This window comes from Ekhidna sp. (assembly GCF_965221965.1).
Lineage (GTDB): Bacteria > Bacteroidota > Bacteroidia > Cytophagales > Cyclobacteriaceae > Ekhidna.
Genome location: NZ_OZ244926.1, coordinates 496,170 through 514,835, shown reverse-complemented (window position 1 = coordinate 514,835; position 18,666 = coordinate 496,170). Strand labels below are relative to the sequence as shown.

Annotated in this window: 19 protein-coding genes and 4 tRNA genes; 3 read left to right on the top strand and 20 right to left on the bottom strand. The window is 40.9% G+C overall.

The genetic code is table 11. The annotated features are described in order from the left end of the window. Positions 1-6: 6 nt before the first annotated feature. From rpsG to ACOQON_RS02450, 16 genes are all read right to left on the bottom strand, one after another. Positions 7-474 carry a 30S ribosomal protein S7 gene (gene rpsG / locus ACOQON_RS02525; RefSeq protein ID WP_420577351.1) on the bottom strand — a complete coding sequence of 156 codons (468 nt, stop codon included), beginning with the start codon at positions 472-474 and terminating at the stop codon, positions 7-9. Positions 475-486: 12 nt separating this feature from the next. Further along, the gene (rpsL, locus tag ACOQON_RS02520; RefSeq protein ID WP_089356794.1) at positions 487-861 is read right to left on the bottom strand and encodes a 30S ribosomal protein S12; all 375 of its coding nucleotides are present in this window, start codon (positions 859-861) and stop codon (positions 487-489) included. A gap of 130 nt (positions 862-991) precedes the next feature. Beyond that, on the bottom strand, positions 992-1,327 hold the full coding sequence (locus ACOQON_RS02515) for a DUF3467 domain-containing protein (protein WP_420577350.1): 336 nt from the start codon (positions 1,325-1,327) through the stop codon (positions 992-994). A gap of 4 nt (positions 1,328-1,331) precedes the next feature. Then, on the bottom strand, positions 1,332-5,642 hold the full coding sequence (rpoC, locus tag ACOQON_RS02510) for a DNA-directed RNA polymerase subunit beta' (protein ID WP_420577349.1): 4,311 nt from the start codon (positions 5,640-5,642) through the stop codon (positions 1,332-1,334). A gap of 55 nt (positions 5,643-5,697) precedes the next feature. Further along, positions 5,698-9,567: a DNA-directed RNA polymerase subunit beta gene (gene rpoB / locus ACOQON_RS02505; protein WP_420577348.1), complete on the bottom strand. Its 3,870-nt coding sequence runs from the start codon at positions 9,565-9,567 to the stop codon at positions 5,698-5,700. Positions 9,568-9,699: 132 nt separating this feature from the next. Beyond that, positions 9,700-10,083 carry a 50S ribosomal protein L7/L12 gene (gene rplL / locus ACOQON_RS02500; RefSeq protein WP_420577347.1) on the bottom strand — a complete coding sequence of 128 codons (384 nt, stop codon included), beginning with the start codon at positions 10,081-10,083 and terminating at the stop codon, positions 9,700-9,702. Between the two features lie 31 nt (positions 10,084-10,114). Next, positions 10,115-10,645 carry a 50S ribosomal protein L10 gene (rplJ, locus tag ACOQON_RS02495; protein ID WP_420577346.1) on the bottom strand — a complete coding sequence of 177 codons (531 nt, stop codon included), beginning with the start codon at positions 10,643-10,645 and terminating at the stop codon, positions 10,115-10,117. 2 nt (positions 10,646-10,647) lie between these two features. After that, positions 10,648-11,349, bottom strand: a complete 702-nt coding sequence (gene rplA / locus ACOQON_RS02490; RefSeq protein ID WP_420577345.1) for a 50S ribosomal protein L1 — start codon at positions 11,347-11,349, stop codon at positions 10,648-10,650. A 9-nt stretch (positions 11,350-11,358) separates the two neighbouring features. Then, a complete protein-coding gene (gene rplK / locus ACOQON_RS02485) occupies positions 11,359-11,802 on the bottom strand; it encodes a 50S ribosomal protein L11 (RefSeq protein ID WP_370089283.1) in 444 nt (147 codons plus the stop codon). A gap of 9 nt (positions 11,803-11,811) precedes the next feature. Then, the gene (nusG, locus tag ACOQON_RS02480; protein ID WP_420577344.1) at positions 11,812-12,375 is read right to left on the bottom strand and encodes a transcription termination/antitermination protein NusG; all 564 of its coding nucleotides are present in this window, start codon (positions 12,373-12,375) and stop codon (positions 11,812-11,814) included. 17 nt (positions 12,376-12,392) lie between these two features. Further along, positions 12,393-12,584 (bottom strand): preprotein translocase subunit SecE, encoded by a 192-nt coding sequence (gene secE / locus ACOQON_RS02475; protein WP_349564714.1) that lies wholly within the window; start codon positions 12,582-12,584, stop codon positions 12,393-12,395. 20 nt (positions 12,585-12,604) lie between these two features. After that, a tRNA-Trp gene (locus ACOQON_RS02470) sits at positions 12,605-12,677 on the bottom strand. A gap of 95 nt (positions 12,678-12,772) precedes the next feature. After that, on the bottom strand, positions 12,773-13,960 hold the full coding sequence (gene tuf / locus ACOQON_RS02465; protein ID WP_420577343.1) for an elongation factor Tu: 1,188 nt from the start codon (positions 13,958-13,960) through the stop codon (positions 12,773-12,775). A gap of 72 nt (positions 13,961-14,032) precedes the next feature. Next, positions 14,033-14,104 (bottom strand) — tRNA-Thr (locus ACOQON_RS02460). Positions 14,105-14,176: 72 nt separating this feature from the next. Continuing rightward, positions 14,177-14,249 (bottom strand) — tRNA-Gly (locus ACOQON_RS02455). A gap of 140 nt (positions 14,250-14,389) precedes the next feature. Further along, positions 14,390-14,472 (bottom strand) — tRNA-Tyr (locus tag ACOQON_RS02450). Between the two features lie 157 nt (positions 14,473-14,629). Here ACOQON_RS02450 and ACOQON_RS02445 point away from each other — a divergent pair. Genes ACOQON_RS02445 through frr form a run of 3 tightly spaced genes read left to right on the top strand, consistent with a single transcriptional unit; the run spans position 14,630 to position 16,460 of the window. Then, complete coding sequence (locus tag ACOQON_RS02445) at positions 14,630-15,124, top strand: acetyl-CoA carboxylase biotin carboxyl carrier protein subunit (protein ID WP_420577342.1); 495 nt, start codon at positions 14,630-14,632, stop codon at positions 15,122-15,124. A gap of 56 nt (positions 15,125-15,180) precedes the next feature. Next, positions 15,181-15,885: a UMP kinase gene (pyrH, locus tag ACOQON_RS02440; protein WP_420577341.1), complete on the top strand. Its 705-nt coding sequence runs from the start codon at positions 15,181-15,183 to the stop codon at positions 15,883-15,885. Between the two features lie 20 nt (positions 15,886-15,905). After that, positions 15,906-16,460: a ribosome recycling factor gene (gene frr, locus ACOQON_RS02435; RefSeq protein ID WP_420577340.1), complete on the top strand. Its 555-nt coding sequence runs from the start codon at positions 15,906-15,908 to the stop codon at positions 16,458-16,460. Here frr and nadD read toward each other — a convergent pair whose 3' ends face one another. The 4 genes from nadD to ACOQON_RS02415 all read right to left on the bottom strand — a co-directional run bounded on the left by nadD (position 16,461) and on the right by ACOQON_RS02415 (position 18,526). Then, entirely contained in the window at positions 16,461-17,033 is a 573-nt protein-coding gene (gene nadD, locus ACOQON_RS02430) for a nicotinate (nicotinamide) nucleotide adenylyltransferase (RefSeq protein WP_420577339.1), read from the bottom strand. It lies immediately after the preceding gene. Then, complete coding sequence (gene gmk / locus ACOQON_RS02425) at positions 17,033-17,602, bottom strand: guanylate kinase (protein ID WP_420577338.1); 570 nt, start codon at positions 17,600-17,602, stop codon at positions 17,033-17,035. The genes nadD and gmk overlap by 1 nt, the downstream gene beginning before the upstream one ends. Positions 17,603-17,626: 24 nt before the next feature. Next, positions 17,627-17,812, bottom strand: a complete 186-nt coding sequence (locus tag ACOQON_RS02420; protein ID WP_420577337.1) for a hypothetical protein — start codon at positions 17,810-17,812, stop codon at positions 17,627-17,629. Positions 17,813-17,935: 123 nt separating this feature from the next. Continuing rightward, positions 17,936-18,526 (bottom strand): sigma-70 family RNA polymerase sigma factor, encoded by a 591-nt coding sequence (locus ACOQON_RS02415; RefSeq protein ID WP_420577336.1) that lies wholly within the window; start codon positions 18,524-18,526, stop codon positions 17,936-17,938. Positions 18,527-18,666 lie beyond the last annotated feature (140 nt).

Genomic DNA, 18,666 nt, shown 5'->3' with positions numbered 1-18,666 from the left:
TGGTTCTTAGAATCTGAAGTGTGAGAATGCTTTATTAGCTTCAGCCATTCTGTGCATTTCATCTTTTTTCTTCACAGCGGCTCCTTCACCTTTTGATGCGGCAATAATTTCTTGTGCAAGTCTGTCTTGCATGGTTTTTTCTCCTCTTAGTCTAGCGTATTTAATCATCCACTTAATGCCAAGAGCGATTTTTCTGTCAGGACGAACTTCGATAGGTACTTGAAAATTGGCACCACCTACTCTTCTAGCCTTTACTTCTACAGACGGCATAATATTGCTAAGTGCCGTTTTCCATGTTTCAAGACCACTTTCGCCTGTTTTTTCTTCTACCTGATTGATTGCATTGTAGAAGATATTGTAAGAGAGACTCTTTTTACCATCCATCATAAGATTGTTCACAAACTTGGTAACAAGAGTATCCTGATATATCGGATCAGGAAGTATGTATCTCTTTTTTGGTTTTGCTTTTCTCATTTCTCCTTGAAATTATTTTTTAGGTCGCTTCGCGCCGTATTTAGATCTTCTTTGTAGACGTCCGTTTACTCCAGCAGTATCCAACGCACCTCTAATGATGTGATATCTTACACCAGGCAAATCTTTTACTCTTCCTCCTCTTATCAATACAATAGAGTGTTCCTGAAGATTGTGACCTTCACCTGGGATATAAGCGTTCACTTCTTTTCCATTGGTAAGCCTCACCCTGGCCACTTTTCTCATCGCTGAGTTTGGCTTTTTAGGAGTAGTGGTGTACACACGAGTACATACTCCTCTTCTCTGAGGACAAGAGTCCAATGCTGGGGATTTAGACTTTGAAGTCAGCTTTTTTCTACCCTTCCTTACTAATTGTTGTATAGTTGGCATACGCTATAATTTCTAATCGTCCCGAAATTTTGGGAACGCAAAGATAGATATATTGAGATTATATCAAAAAGTTAAAAGATTAATTAACTGGAATATTTGGGAATAATTTGGTCGCAAGACTGGAGACATCTTACGCTTCCCCCATGGTTCCCCCAAAATTCAACGGAAATTTTGGTGTTTCTTCCGTTTGTTTTACCTCACCGAAAGAATCCTCATATTTCTGAATATTGTCCTGAAGTGCGTTTAACAGACGTTTTGCGTGTTCAGGAGTAACAACAATACGAGATTTTACTTTTGCCTTTGGGACACCTGGCATCAAACGAATAAAATCAATCACAAACTCACTGCTGGAATGTGCAATCATAGCCAGATTGGCATAGACGCCCTCGGCAATTTCCTCCGAGAGCTCTATGTTAATCTGATTATTTGGATTTTTTTCGTCCTTCTTTTTTTGGTCGTCGCTCATAATATTAAGCTTCTTCCACTTCTTTTGATTCAAATTCCTCCTTAGAAGCTACCAGTTTTTCGTATTCCTTTTGTGAGTTTACGATGTAGTTATGGTGTTTTCTAATTCCTGTTCCTGCAGGTATCAAGTGACCAACGATCACGTTTTCCTTCAGACCTATTAATGTATCCGCTTTTCCTTTGATGGATGCTTCGCTCAATACCTTAGTAGTTTCCTGGAAGGATGCTGCAGAAATGAAGCTTTCTGTTCCTAGAGATGCCTGAGTGATTCCCTGAAGTGTTGGCTTACCAGTTGCAGGCTCTGCATCACGTGTAACCATCGGTTTCAAGTCTCTTCGTTTCAAGCTAGACACCTCATCACGTAAGCTACGTGCATCAATAATTTGTCCAGCTTTGTAGTTCGAAGAATCTCCCGGATCCACGACTACTTTCTTATCAAGAATGTTGTCATTTTCCTCCATGAATGCAAATCGATCTGCTAACTGATTTGTCAGGAACATAGTATCTCCTGGATTCTCGATAACTACTTTCTGCATCATCTGACGAACGATTGCTTCAATGTGCTTATCGTTAATCTTCACACCTTGTAAACGATATACTTCCTGAATTTCATTTACCAAGTATTCCTGAACAGCAGTTGGACCTTTGATTTTCAATATGTCCGCCGGAGTAATTGCACCATCTGAAAGTGCATCTCCTGCTCTAACATAGTCATTGTCCTGAACCAGGATGTGCTTAGAAAGTGGTACCATGTAACGCTTCTTCACACCATCTTTCGACTCAATGTAAATCTCTCGGTTACCTCGCTTGATTCCACCGTACTCTACCACACCGTCAATCTCACTCACCACTGCCGGGTTAGATGGATTTCTAGCCTCGAATAGTTCAGTTACTCTTGGAAGACCTCCTGTAATATCTCTGGACTTACCAGTTTTTCTAGGAATCTTCGCTAGCACCTGACCAGGCTTGATTTTGTCTCCTTCGTCAACCGCCAGGTGAGCTCCCACTGGAATGTTGTAAGCTTTCTCCGTAGAGCCGTCTTTTCCAACAATCTCGATTGCAGGGTTCTTGGTCTTATCTTTTGTATCGATAATTACTTTCTCTCTGTGACCTGTCTGCTCATCAGATTCTTCTTTGAAGGTCACACCTTCAATGATTGAATCGAATGAAGTAGTTCCTTCAAACTCGGACATAATCACCGCATTGTATGGATCCCAGTAGCATAGCTCATCACCTTTCGCCACTTTGCCACCATCTTTCACCTTTAAGATTGCTCCATAAGGCACGTGGTTTGAAATCAACACTTTTTCTTTCTTCGCATCGAGGATTTTGATCTCTCCGGATCTTCCCATCACTACCTCAATCTTATTGCCTTCATCATCAGTTGATTTCACAGTTCTTAGCTCGTCGAACTCAACAACACCGTCAAACTTCGCCTTGATATTTGCATCAACAGCGATGTTGGAAGCAGTACCCCCTACGTGGAAGGTTCTCAATGTAAGCTGAGTACCCGGCTCACCAATCGATTGTGCTGCAATTACACCGACAGATTCACCTATGTGAGACATCTTACCGGTAGAAAGGTTACGTCCGTAACATTTAGCACAAACTCCCTGACGGGTTTCGCACGTAAGTACCGATCTAATCTCCACTTCTTCGATGCTGGACTGATCAATGTAATCAGAAATCTCCTCTGTGAATTCCCCTCCTGACTCTATAACAAGCTCATCAGTGATAGGATCGTAAATATCATGAACAGATACACGTCCCAGAATTCTCTCAGAAAGTGCTTCTACTACTTCCTCATTATCCTTTAATGCGGAAACAGAAAGTCCTCTTAATGTTCCACAATCATCCTCATTGATAACAACATCCTGAGCAACATCCACAAGTCGTCTTGTCAAGTATCCGGCATCTGCCGTTTTCAATGCAGTATCCGCAAGTCCTTTTCTCGCACCGTGAGTTGAGATAAAGTACTCAATTACATCGAGTCCTTCTTTAAAGTTTGACAGGATTGGGTTTTCAATGATCTCACCAACAGAACCCTGAAGGTTTTTCTGTGGCTTAGCCATCAAACCTCTCATTCCACCAAGCTGACGAATCTGCTCCCTTGATCCCCTTGCACCGGAGTGCATCATCATGTAGATCGAGTTGAAGCCCTGATCATCTTCTTCCATCTGCTTCATCAGCGAGTTGGTCAACATGGTGTTGGTTCTGGTCCAGATATCGATCACCTGATTGTAACGCTCATTATCTGTAATCAGACCCATCAAGTAGTTCTGCCATACTGCATCTACTTCCTCTTTGGCCTGAGCTACCAACTTCTCTTTTTCTTCCGGGATGTTGATGTTATCAAGTCCCATAGAAAGACCACCTTTATAAGCCATCTTAAATCCAAGATCTTTGATGTCATCAAGGAAGTGCGCTGTTCTAGCCATTCCTGTAATCTTGAATACATGAGCGATGATCTTCTGAAGTTTTTTCTTAGTAAGAAGTTCATTTACGAAACCTACTTCTTGCGGCACAGACTCATTAAATAGTACTCTACCAGCAACGGTCTCGATGATTTGGCTCTCTAGCTCACCTTTCTCATTTCGAACTTTCGTTCTCACTTTGATATATGCGTGCTGAGAAATTTGCTTCTCATTTAAGGCAATAATCACTTCCTCGTGTGAGTAGAAGATCTTGCCTTCACCCGCCACTTTTTCTTTATCTGTGCTTCTTCGTCCTTTCGTGATGTAGTAAAGACCCAACACCATGTCCTGAGAAGGTACCGCAATTGGAGCTCCATTCGCAGGGTTAAGGATATTGTGAGAAGAAAGCATCAATAGAGAAGCCTCCAGGATTGCTTCATGCCCAAGCGGAACGTGTACCGCCATTTGGTCACCATCAAAGTCAGCGTTGAATGCTGTACATGCCAATGGGTGAAGCTGGATTGCTTTTCCTTCAATAAGTTTTGGCTGGAATGCCTGAATACCTAGTCTGTGAAGTGTAGGTGCCCTGTTTAGTAATACCGGGTGTCCTTTCAATACATTCTCAAGGATATCCCAAACCACAGGATCTTTTCTGTCTACAATTTTCTTCGCAGACTTAACAGTCTTAACGATTCCACGTTCGATCAATTTTCTGATGATAAACGGCTTGAATAGCTCAGCTGCCATATTTTTAGGCAACCCGCACTCATGCATTTTCAACTCAGGACCTACAACGATTACCGATCGACCAGAGTAGTCAACCCTTTTACCCAGTAGGTTTTGACGGAATCGACCCTGCTTACCTTTAAGCATATCACTCAAAGATTTCAATGCTCTATTACCGTCAGATCGTACAGCGTTTACTTTTCTTGAGTTATCGAAAAGTGAATCCACTGCTTCCTGAAGCATCCTTTTCTCGTTTCGAAGAATTACTTCCGGAGCTTTAATATCAATTAGTCTTTTCAGACGGTTGTTTCTGATAATTACTCTTCTGTAAAGGTCGTTCAGATCAGAAGTAGCAAATCGACCACCATCCAATGGCACTAATGGACGCAATTCTGGTGGAATTACCGGTACCATTTTCACGATCATCCACTCAGGTTTGTTCTCGATTCTGGTTTTTGCATCTCTGAAAGCTTCAACAACTCTCAATCTCTTAAGTGCTTCTGCCTTTCTCTGCTGAGAAGTATCAGTTGCTGCCTGGTGACGTAGCTCATAAGAAAGCTCGTCTAGCTGAGTTCTTCCGAGAAGCATTTCCAATGCATCCGCTCCCATTTTAGCAATGAACTTATTCGGATCATCATCTTCCAGCATCTGGTTTTCTCTTGGAAGCTTATCAAGTATATCAAGGTATTCTTCTTCAGTCAAGAAGTCTAATTTTGAAATACCATCCTCTTCCTTCACTCCCGGCTGGATCACAATATATCTTTCGTAATAGATTATCTGATCCAACTTCTTAGTTGGGATTCCAAGCAAGTATCCAATCTTATTTGGAAGTGATTTGAAATACCAAATATGAGCAACGGGAACTACCAATTCAATGTGACCCATTCGTTCTCTTCGAACTTTCTTCTCAGTCACCTCAACACCACATCGATCACAGATAATGCCTTTATATCGGATTCTTTTGTATTTTCCACAGTGACATTCCCAGTCCTTAACAGGTCCGAAAATTCGCTCACAGAACAACCCACCCATTTCAGGCTTGTAGGTTCTGTAATTGATTGTTTCCGGCTGAGTGACTTCACCATGCGAGCTTTCCAGAATTGATTCCGGAGACGCAAGACTGATCGTAACCTTAGAGAAGTCGTTGTGAATTTTTTTGTTTTTTCTGAACGCCATGTTGTATATCAATAAAGTCCCTCGATTACCCGAGGGAATGATTGTCAATAATTAATTAGTCCAAAGTAATTTCAAGAGCCAACCCTCTCAATTCATGTATTAATACATTGAATGATTCAGGAATGTTCGGCTTATTCATGTTCTCGCCTTTCACGATCGCTTCATAAGCTTTTGCTCTACCTATTACATCGTCGGATTTAATGGTGAGGATTTCCTGAAGCACATTGGCTGCACCAAATGCCTCCAATGCCCAAACCTCCATCTCTCCGAAACGCTGACCTCCAAACTGTGCCTTACCACCAAGCGGCTGCTGAGTAATAAGTGAGTATGGACCGATGCTTCTTGCGTGCATCTTATCATCAACGAGGTGACCCAGTTTCAGCATGTAAATAACACCTACTGTTACCGGCTGATCAAAACGCTCACCTGTTAATCCATCGTACAGATAGGTTCTACCAAAATCAGGTAGGCCAGCATCTTTCAGCTCTTTCTGTACTTCTTCCTCTGTCGCACCATCAAAAATTGGTGTTGCGTATTTTCTATTCAGCTTCAATCCAGCCCAACCAAGTACAGTTTCATAGATCTGGCCAATATTCATCCTTGATGGTACACCAAGTGGGTTCAATACGATATCCACCGGAGTTCCATCTTCCATGAATGGCATGTCTTCCTCACGTACAATCTTCGCTACAACACCTTTGTTACCGTGACGACCAGCCATTTTATCTCCTACCTGAAGTTTACGTTTCTTAGCTACATAAACTTTAGCTAACTGAACAATACCTGCAGGGAGTTCGTCTCCAACTTCAAGTGTAAACCTCTCTCTCTTGAAGTGTCCAGAGATGTCGTTTCTATAACCGATGTAGTTCTTCACCAACTTGAAGATCAACCCATTGGTCTTATCATCAGTTACCCAGTTTTCAATGATCAAGTCAGAGATCAGGTTTGCCTCTTCCGGCACATTGTAATTACTCTCATCTCGGTACTTGTTCTTAGGTGGGAATAGATTCGCCTCGATATTTTTCTTGGAGAACTTCACACCTTTACTCATCACTTCTTCTCCAAACTTGTGCTTAATTCCCTGGCATGTTTTGCCATCAAGAAGTTTAGCAAGTTTGTCAATCATCGTATCTCTGGCCTCTGAAAGTTGCTGACTGTACTTATTCTTAAGTAATTCAACTTCTTTCTTAGCTCTGGCTCTAACGTCCTTATCTTTCTTCGGTCTTGAGAAAAGCTTAGTGTCAATCACTACACCTCTCAATGATGGAGAGGCTTTTAAGGAAGCGTCTTTCACATCACCAGCTTTATCGCCAAAGATTGCTCTTAGAAGTTTTTCTTCCGGAGTTGGATCTGACTCTCCTTTTGGAGTGATTTTACCAATCAGGATATCTCCTTCTTTGATTTCAGCTCCAGTACGGATGATTCCATTTTCATCAAGGTTTTTAACCGCCTCTTCAGAAACGTTAGGAATCTCACTGGTTAGTTCTTCTTCACCTCGCTTTGTATCTCTTACTTCAAGTTCGAATTCATCGATGTGGATAGAGGTGAAAATATCTTCTCTCACTACTCTTTCAGAGATCACAATCGCATCCTCAAAGTTGTATCCTTGCCAAGGCATGAACGCCACCTGCATGTTAATTCCAAGGGCTAGCTCACCTTTCTCTGTCGCAAACCCATCACAAAGCGCTTGTCCTTGTTTTACTTTATCGCCTTTCTTAACAATTGGCTTCAAGTTGATGCAAGTATCCTGGTTTGTTCTTCTGAACTTAACAAGATCATAAGTCACTTCTGAGTCATTGAAAGTAATGACCTGCTCATCTGAGTCAAGATCATATTTAACCGTAATCTTAGTAGCATCTACATATTCAATCACTCCATCTCTTTCAGCTCTTATCAATGCTCTTGAGTCAAGTGCCACTCGCTCTTCAAGACCAGTACCAACGATTGGTGCCTGTGGTCTCATCAAAGGAACCGCCTGTCGCTGCATGTTCGATCCCATCAAGGCCCTGTTCGCATCATCATGCTCAAGGAATGGAATCATAGATGCTGCCACTGATACGATTTGGTTAGGAGCTACGTCCATGTAGCTCACTTCCTCTTCATTACAAAGCGGGAAGTCACCTTCGAATCGGGCTTTAATTTTATCATTAAGGAATTTACCCTTGTCAGACAAAGGCGCATTCGCCTGTGCAATGTTGTGTGTATCTTCTTCTTCAGCAGTCAGGTATTTAACATTACCTGACATATCTACAGTGCCTTTCGCTACCTCTCTATATGGAGTTTCAATGAATCCCATCTGGTTCACTTTTGCGTGAACACATAGAGATGAAATCAATCCAATGTTAGGACCCTCAGGAGTCTCAATAGTACAAAGTCTACCATAGTGTGTGTAGTGAACGTCTCGAACCTCGAAACCTGCTCTTTCCCTTGAAAGTCCTCCAGGACCAAGAGCTGACATTCTTCTTTTGTGTGTTACCTCAGCAAGTGGATTCGTTTGATCCATGAACTGAGATAGCTGGTTTGTACCAAAGAATGAGTTGATCACGGAAGACAATGTTCGTGCGTTGATCAAATCAACCGGTTTGAAGTCTTCATTGTCTCGTACGTTCATTCGCTCTCGAATGGTTCGTGCCATTCTGGCCAGACCTACACCGAATTGAGAGTAAAGCTGCTCTCCTACTGTTCGTACCCTTCTGTTACTTAAGTGGTCAATGTCATCCACTACTGCTTTACTATTTATCAATCCGATCAAGTATTTCACAATCAGGATAATGTCCTCAGTTGTTAATACTCTTCGATCCCAATCGGTATCAATACCTAATTTCTTATTAATTCTATATCGTCCTACTTCACCAAGATCGTATCTCTTATCCGAGAAGAATAAGCTTGTGATAATATCTCGAGCAGTTTGCTCATCAGGAGCCTCCGTATTTCTCAGCTGACGATAAATCTGCTCAACCGCTTCTTTCTCAGAGTTTGAGTTATCTTTCTGAAGCGTGTTATAAACGATTGAATATTCTGCAATATTCACATCCTTTCTATGGATAATGATTGACTTAGCTCCAGAATCGATGATTGTTTCGATATCATCTTCTGTGATAATGCTATCACGCTCCAGAACTACTTCGTTTCTGTCTATAGAAACCACTTCTCCAGTATCCTCATCCACGAAATCTTCGGTCCATGTTCTTAGAACCCTTGCCGCAAGTCTTCGGTCGATTACTTTCTTAAGTTCCTTTTCTGTTGCCTCAATTTCTTCTGACAAACCAAATAGGTCAAGGATTTCTTTATCAGATCCATACCCTATCGACCTCAAAAGAGTGGTAATTGGAAACTTCTTCTTTCGATCGATGTATGCATACATTACGTTATTAACGTCTGTTGCAAATTCAATCCATGATCCTTTGAAAGGAATAATTCTGGCGCTGTAAAGAAGCGTTCCGTTGGTGTGCTTGCTTTGCGCAAAGAATACACCCGGTGATCTATGTAATTGAGATACGATCACTCGCTCAGCACCATTGATAACGAATGAGCCCTTTTCGGTCATGTATGGGATATTTCCCAGGAATACCTCTTGCTCAATTGTTTCAAAATCTTCATTTTCTTCGTCGTTACAAAGCAGACGAAGTTTTGCTTTTAGTGGAACTGAATACGTCAATCCTCTTTCAATGCATTCCTGAATGCTGTATTTGGGAGGGTCTACTGTATAGTCCACAAACTCCAATACGAAATTCTCTCTGGAATCCGTGATTGGGAAGTTTTCCATAAACACCTTGTAAAGGCCTTCACCTTCTTTGTGTTCAGCAGGTGTGTCTAATTGGAAAAAATCAACAAATGACTTTAATTGTACATCCAGGAAATCCGGATAATCAATAACTGATTTTATTGAGGAGAAATTGATTCTCGCGTTATTGTTGTTAGCCAAAGCTTACGGAGTTTTAGTTTAATAAAAATGAAAAGGACAATTAGCTTCACATACAAACAGGAAAAGACCTGATCCCTTTTCCTGAAAATTTCAGGAGGGAGCCAGGCCTATACCCTTTGTATTATGTGCTAATTACTTTAATTCTACTTCAGCACCAGCTTCTTCAAGCTGCTTTTTCAATGCTTCAGCTTCGTCCTTAGCGATTCCTTCTTTCACTGGCTTAGGAGCACCATCAACAAGCTCTTTTGCTTCTTTTAGGCCTAGTCCAGTAAGTTCTTTCACCAACTTAACGATAGCAAGTTTTGCACCGCCTGGAGACTTAAGGATCACGTCGAAAGAAGATTTCTCTTCTCCGCCACCATCTCCTTCAGCACCACCGCCACCAGCAACCATTACTGGTCCTGCAGCTGCAGCAGGCTCAATGCCGTACTCGTCTTTAAGGATGTTAGCTAGTTCGTTTACCTCTTTTACTGAAAGGTTAACCAATTGCTCTGCAAATTCTTTTAAATCCGCCATTTTATTAAGTGTTAATTCTGTTTAAAAATTTTTAATTCTCTCTTTCTGAAAGTGTTTTAACAATACCAGCAAGTTTGTGCTCTCCACTCTGAAGTAGAGTAAGAACGTTCTTAGCAGGCGATTGCAATAGTGCGATGATGTCACCAATAAGCTCTTGCTTAGATTTCAAGCTAGCAAGTGCTCCCAATTGATCTTCACCGATAAATAAATCCGAGTCTATGGAAGCAGCCTTGAATTTCGGTCTTTCTTGAGGATCATTCTTTTTGAAGTCCTTGATAATCTTCGCAGGAGCGTTAGCTACTTCATTTACGAACATGATGCCCGACGTACCTTTCAACACTTCGTCTAGTGACGAAAAATCACCATCTACATTCGCAAGCGCTTTTTTAATAAGCGTGTTTTTCACAAGCTTATATTCTACTCCTTTATTGAAGCACATTTCTCTGAACTTATTAATCTCAGCTACTGTGAGACCAGAAGTGTCAGCTATATAGAAATGATCTGATTCCTTAAACTTTTCAGTAAGGTCACTTATTAATTGTGCTTTGTCTTGTCGTGTCATAACTATTTAATGCTCGCTATGCTACTTTTATCAATTGCTATACCACTGCTCATTGTACTTGAGAGTGTAATCGACCTGAAGTAAGCTCCTTTTGCAGAAGCAGGCTTCAATTTGTTTACTGTCTGAATCATCTCAAGAACATTTTCTCTGATCTTGTCAGCGTCAAAAGACACTTTACCCACACTCGTGTGAATGATTCCAAACTTGTCAACTTTAAAGTCGATCTTTCCAGCTTTCACTTCTTTTACTGCCTGTCCAATATCCATCGTCACTGTTCCGGATTTCGGATTAGGCATCAGACCTCTCGGTCCCAAAACTCGTCCGAGTTTACCTACTTGTGCCATTACAGTTGGCATAGTAATGATTACATCAATATCTGTCCAACCTCCTTCAATCTTCTTCACATAATCATCCAAACCAACATGATCAGCACCAGCATCTTTTGCTTCTTGCTCTTTATCAGGCGTGCATAGCACCAATACTCTCACATCTTTACCTACTCCATGCGGGAGAGATACTACTCCACGAACCATTTGGTCAGCTTTCTTCGGATCAACACCCAAACGGATATCAACGTCAACAGAAGCATCAAACTTTTCAAAGGAAATTTCCTTTACAAGTTTTGAAGCTTCCTCCAAAGAATACTCTTTTCCAAACTCTAATAGTTCCTGAGCTTTCTTTTGATTTTTTGTAAGCTTTCCCATTACCAAATATTAATTTGCCCAAGGGGCTTTACCTGAAATTTTCACACCCATGCTTCGTGCTGTTCCAGCCACTACTTTCATAGCAGACTCAACACTAAATGCATTCAAATCCGGCATCTTAGTTTCCGCAATTGCTTTCACCTGATCCCATGATACTGAACCCACCTTCACACGGTTTGGCTCGGAAGATCCTTTCTTAAGCTTAGCTGCTTCCATTATAAGGGATGCAGCCGGAGGTGTTTTAATTACAAAATCAAAAGACTTGTCAGCATATATAGTAACAACAACCGGAAGAAGCTGTCCTGGCTTATCCTGAGTTCTTGCGTTAAATTGCTTACAGAAGTCCATGATATTCAGACCCTTAGCACCAAGTGCAGGTCCTACCGGAGGAGAAGGGTTTGCCGCTCCACCGCGAATCTGTAATTTCAAATAGCCTGTTATTTCTTTAGCCATTTTACCTTATTAATCTTCTTTTTCTACCTGTATATAATTCAATTCGACAGGTGTATTTCTGCCAAAAATCTTAACCGTAACATTAAGCTTCTTACGATCCTCAAATACCTCCTCTACTGTACCCGTGAAGCCACTAAAGGGACCGTCCATCACTTTCACACTTTCACCCACAATGAATGGGGTATCCAGCTTCTCTTCATATTCCTCAACCTCATCAACTTTTCCAAGGATTCTATTCACCTCAGATTGTCTTAAAGGAATCGGATCTTTTGTTGTACTACTCCCGGTGGATCCTAGAAAGCCGATCACATTCGGGATTAGTTCTTTATTTGTTACCAGGTGTTGTACTTCACCGTTGGAGAAGTCAGCTTGGATCAATACATATCCCGGAAAAAAATTTCTTTCTCGCACTCTTTTCTTGCCGTTGCGCATCTCATATACTTTTTCCGAAGGAATAAGTACCTGAGGAATATAGTCAGTCAACTCTTGTCTGGCCACTTCATTTTCAATGGCTTCTTTGACTTTCTTTTCCTTGCCGCTAACAGCTCTAACTACGTACCACTTATGCTCCATTCTTTACGCGTACGTATTTATAGTTCCTGATAAATAAATTCCATCAAATTCTCGAAGGCATAGTCTATCGCACCAATCATCAGGGCGAAAATCAACGATGCAACGAGCACCAAAATGGCGCTGTTTTGCAAATCACCATACTTTGGCCAGGACACTTTATGTGTCAGCTCGTCATATGATTCTTTGAAAAAAGTGATAACTTTAGACATATTATTTCCTTCGTTTTAAGCACGGGAGGAGGGACTCGAACCCCCAACCAACGGTTTTGGAGACCGCTACTCTACCAATTGAGCTACACCCGTAAAAAACAAGCAGTCCCAAAAGGACTGCAAATTTAGAGTAATCAGTTTGTATAAACAAATCCCGACATACCTGAGTATATCGGGATAACTATTTATTAATCAAGAATTTCAGTTACCTGACCAGAACCTACAGTTCGTCCACCTTCTCTGATCGCAAATCGCAATCCTTTTTCAAGTGCAACAGGGTTGATCAAGTTTACTTCGATAGTAACGTTATCACCTGGCATTACCATCTCCACATTTGCAGGAAGCATGATTTCACCAGTTACATCTGTAGTTCTTAGGTAGAACTGTGGTCTATACTTATTGAAGAATGGAGTGTGACGTCCACCTTCTTCTTTTGATAGCACATAAACCTCAGCTTTGAAGTGAGCGTGAGGAGTCACAGATCCAGGCTTACAGATAATCATTCCTCTTTTGATCTGATCTTTTTCAATACCTCTCAAAAGAAGACCAACGTTATCACCAGCTTCTCCTCTGTCTAGAATCTTACGGAACATCTCTACTCCTGTTACTGTAGAAGTAAGGCCTTCAGCTCCCATTCCGATGATGTCAACACCATCTCCAGAGTTGATCACACCTCTCTCAATTCTACCAGTAGCAACAGTTCCTCGTCCAGTAATAGAGAATACGTCCTCTACTGGCATCAAGAAATCCTTATCTACATCTCTTTCTGGAAGTGGAATGTACTCATCTACAGCTTTCATTAGCTCTTCGATTTTCTCTACCCACTTAGCATCTCCGTTAAGACCACCAAGAGCAGATCCCTGGATAACAGGAACGTCATCACCTGGGAAATCATAATCAGAAAGAAGCTCTCTGATTTCCATTTCTACAAGCTCAAGTAGTTCAGGATCATCTACAAGGTCAACTTTGTTCATGAACACAACCAAAGCAGGTACACCTACCTGTCTTGAAAGAAGGATGTGCTCTCTTGTTTGTGGCATTGGTCCGTCAGTAGCAGCTACTACGATAATAGCTCCATCCATCTGAGCAGCACCAGTTACCATGTTTTTTACATAATCCGCGTGACCAGGACAGTCCACGTGTGCATAGTGACGGTTTTCTGTTTGATACTCAATGTGTGAACTATTGATTGTAATACCTCTTTCTTTTTCTTCAGGTGCATTGTCAATAGCTGAAAAGTCACTTGCAGTGGCAAGACCTTTGTCTGCCAATACTTTAGAAATTGCAGCAGTCAAAGTTGTTTTACCATGGTCAACGTGTCCGATTGTACCAATATTTACGTGTGGTTTCGAACGATCAAAGGTTTCTTTAGCCATGTTTGATAATCCTCGATTTAGTTTAATTAATTATTGTTATTACTCTATTTTCTTTTTTCAATCCTTGAAAAGAGCCAATGAGGGGATTTGAACCCCTGACCTCTTCCTTACCAAGGAAACGCTCTACCCCTGAGCTACATCGGCTTAATTGCAAAACTCTCTGAGTTCAGCATTTTGAACCAAAGAGCTCAAAGACCCTGAACATTCAGGGATTTGAGCGGGTGACGAGGCTCGAACCCGCGACCTACAGCTTGGAAGGCTGTCGCTCTACCAACTGAGCTACACCCGCTTATTTCGGTTGTTGCTCTACCAATCGGAACGCCGACCCGGTGAGCTACACCCGCTTGATTAAATCACAAATCTTAAAAACCAAATAACAAAAACATTCATAATTGAGATTTGAATTTTGAGATTTGAAATTTCTCAAAGTGGGGAGAGCAGGATTCGAACCTGCGAAGGAATACACCAACAGATTTACAGTCTGTCCTCGTTGGCCGCTTGAGTATCTCCCCGAGTTTTAAATACTTTCAAGAACATCTTTTTCCAGATACTTCCCAGAAAAAGGATTGCAAAAGTATATGGTTTTTTGAACTAATCAAATTTCATTTTTAGATAAAAAGTCTATTGCAATCCATATTTTTGACCAGCCAAAAAATAAATACCATTTCCATGATAGAAATAAAGGCAGGAGATACCGATAAAATCAAAGTAGAAAACAAAAAAGAGGCTGTTTTTCTTAATGGCAAACCATTTGATGGTGAGATATTAAGAATTAGCGATACCTCTTATAAAGTTTATAAAACAAACAGAATTTTTCGAGTTGATATCGTGGAGAGGCAGGGTAAAGAAATGAAGTTGAAAGTAAATGATCAATTGATTGACGTTTCTGTTACCGATCACATCGATCAAATATTGGATAAACTGGGGATGAATGTAGCAGCAAGTGCCGTGGTATCAGATATTAAAGCTCCTATGCCGGGATCTATATTGGGTATTTCTGTGTCAGAAGGTGATGAGGTGAATGAAGGCGATCCACTTTTGGTTCTGGAAGCAATGAAAATGGAAAACGTAATCAAGTCTCCCGGAGAGGGAAAAGTGAGCAAAATCCATATTGCCGAAAAAGAGAACGTAGAAAAAAATCAAGTACTCATTTCTTTCGAATAATTCCGAATGCAATCCTTATATATTTGCACGATTTTATCATACACATAATTTAACGAATGACCTACAAACGAATACTACTAAAACTAAGTGGAGAAGCTCTCATGGGAGATAAGCAGCACGGAATAGATTCGAAACGTCTGACCCAATATGCTGAAGAAATAAAAAGTGTGGTAAAAGAGGGAGTCGAAGTGGCAGTAGTAATCGGAGGTGGTAATATTTTTCGTGGGGTTGAAGCTGAAGCTTCGGGAATTGACCGGGTGCAAGGTGATTACATGGGAATGCTTGCAACCGTGATTAATGCCATGGCTCTTCAAAGTATGTTTGAAAAACAAGGGATGTACACACGATTGATGTCCGGGTTAAAAATGGAGCAAGTGTGTGAACCTTTCATTAGAAGAAGAGCTATCCGTCACCTTGAAAAAGGCAGAGTCGTGATTTTTGGTGCCGGAATTGGCAATCCCTATTTCACTACAGACTCCACTGCCAGCTTAAGAGCGATTGAAATTGAAGCCGATGTGGTTTTAAAAGGTACACGTGTAGATGGTGTTTATTCTGCTGATCCGGAAAAAGACCCGGACGCAAAGCGCTATTCAAAAATATCTTTCCAGGAAGCATACGAAAAGAACCTGAATATTATGGATATGACAGCATTTACTCTTTGTCAGGAAAACAACCTGCCAATTATTGTTTTTGATATGAACAAAGCCGGCAACCTGCAAAAAATTGTAGCCGGTGAAGAAGTAGGGACACTTATTCACTAGATAATTTTTAATTTTCACTCATGGAAGAAATAGATATATATCTGGACACTGCAAAAGAAATGATGGATGCCGCCATCCAACACACGAAAGATGAATTCTCCAAAATCCGGGCAGGAAAAGCCATGCCGAGTATGCTAGACGGGATTGAGGTGGAATACTACGGTTCAATGACGCCTTTGAATCAGGTAGCAGGAGTAACCACTCCAGATGCACGAACCATCAGTGTGAAACCATGGGAAAAAGGTATGCTCCAGGAAATTGAGCGAGCGATCATCAACAGTAACCTTGGTTTTAATCCCCAAAATGATGGTGAACAAATTCGTATCAACATTCCTCCTCTTACAGAAGAACGAAGACTTCATTTAATGAAGCAGGTAAAAGCTGAAGCAGAGAAAGGCAAGGTCAGCATTAGAAATGCCCGTAAGGAAACAAACGATTCTCTGAAAAAGCTAGACGGTGTTTCAGAGGACTTGATCAAAAATGCTGAAGATGAAGTGCAGCAACTTACTGATACCTATACTGGCAAAATAGACACGTTGGTGGAGGCCAAAGAAAAGGATATAATGACTGTTTAGTCACTTAAAAAATCCTTTACTCTGTATTAAAGTTGCTACCTGATCCGGAACCAGGTACTTAATAGACTTTTCTTCTTTTATTAACCTGCGAATCAACGTAGCAGAAATATCAACCTCAGGTGCATCAATTATCTGAACATTAGGGTGGGAAGATAACTCTGACGATTTGGAATTTGGCCGAGGGTATACAATGAGCCCAAAATGCTCTAAAATCATTTCGTGATTTTTCCATTTTGGAAATGAAGCCAGATTGTCTTCACCAATAATCAACCGGAATTTTTTGCCTGGATGCTTCTCCTGAATGAGCGTGAGTGTATCAATTGTGTAGCTAGGCCGTGGCATATTAAACTCAATATCACTCGACCTGAATTTGTAGTCATCCCCAATTGCAGCATTCACCAAATCTAACCGATCGAACTCATGAAGCAGATTTTTATTTTTCTTGAATGGATTTTGAGGACTAACAATAAACCAAACTTCATCTACACTGGTCGTTTCTTTCACCAGGTTAGCAATAATCATATGCCCGGTGTGAATCGGATTGAACGAACCAAAAAAGAGACCTACCTCCATTATTTGTCCTTAATAAATGATTTTACAAGATGTTCGGCTTCATTGATCGCCACATCAAGATTCTCATTGAGAACAGCCATATCAAAATGAACCTCTTCTTTCATTTCTTCGGCGGCTTTATTTACACGTTGGTTAAGCATTTCCTCACTCTCTGTATTTCTCATCCGTAACCGCTCTCGCAACACTTCCTCTCCTTTTACTTTAACAAAAACGGATAAGGCTTGATCACCAAATATCTCCTTGAGTTTCTTACCACCTTTAACATCCACGTCAAAAATAACATGATTGCCATCAGACCAGATTCGCTCTACCTCACTTTTTAGTGTACCGTAAAAGGTGTCGGTGTATACCTCCTCCCATTCCAGTAATTCTCCTGACTGCTGTTTGGACTTGAATTCATCAACGGAGAGAAAATAATAATCCCGCCCGTTTATTTCTGATGGACGTTTTTTTCTGGTAGTGGCAGAGATTGAGAATCTCAGGCTTGGGATTCTGTCGAGTAAACTGTGTACGATGGTCGTTTTACCTGCACCTGATGGTGCCGAAAATATGATGGCCTTTCCCTCCATCCGGCGAATTTAAGCCCGAATGCTTCAGGGCACAATCTTTCCCCGGATTTCATCTGCAAGAGCGCTGGGTACTTCTTTATTATTAAGCTTCGTTTTTAAAAGCTGTCTGATCTGCTTTTCCACATTATAATGAGCAAAGCACACCATGCATTTTTCGATGTGACCATAGAAAAACTCCTCCTGATTTGGAGTGGCTTCATTATCCAACATGAGATTTAATATCCTCAGGCACTTATCAAAATCACTGCAACCACAATCGGGACAATCGGACATTTCTGGAATGTTGTTTTTGTGTTAAGTATGGAATGGTGAGCCGATAAAAAAAGTTCCTAATTAATTGTATCCCATAGACAATGCATATGAGCCCAACTTTTCTCTCAGGAGATTCCTGGCTCTGTGCAATCTAGATCTCACAGTTCCGATCGGGATATCCAGAATTTTTGCCATCTCTTCATAAGTAAATCCTTCCAGATCACAAAGAATTACGACTGTTCGGAAGTCAACTGCAAGTGAATTCAACGCATTACTGATTTCATCACCTATCATATCCTTGGTCGTTTCCAATCTCAGATCCACCGTTGCATTGCTTGGTGTATCCTCAGAATTGTAAAACTGCTCCACTTCCTGATAGTCGACTTTTGCAGGCTGTTTACTTTTCTTTCTATAATCGTTTATGAAGCTATTTTTCAAGATTCGATAAAGCCATGCTTTAGCATTCGTACCTTCCTGAAAGGAATTGATAAAACGATATGCTTTCATGTATGTATCCTGAACCAAATCTTTCGCATCGTCTTCATCAAATGTCAGACGATAAGCAAAATTGTACATAGAATCGATGTGAGGCATAAATTCCCCATCGAAGACTTGCACTTTCTTAGCTTCGGAATATGATCTTTTTACTGGAGTATCTACTTGATTGGTCATTCTCTTCACATTTTATGTGTATATACATCAATATACGTGTCTGATTTAGATTTGTTCTAAATAAGGCATTTCTTCTTTGAAGCTTACCAATTAGAACTCGTTTCACTATCGATTGTTCGCCAACCGACACTCAATCAGAC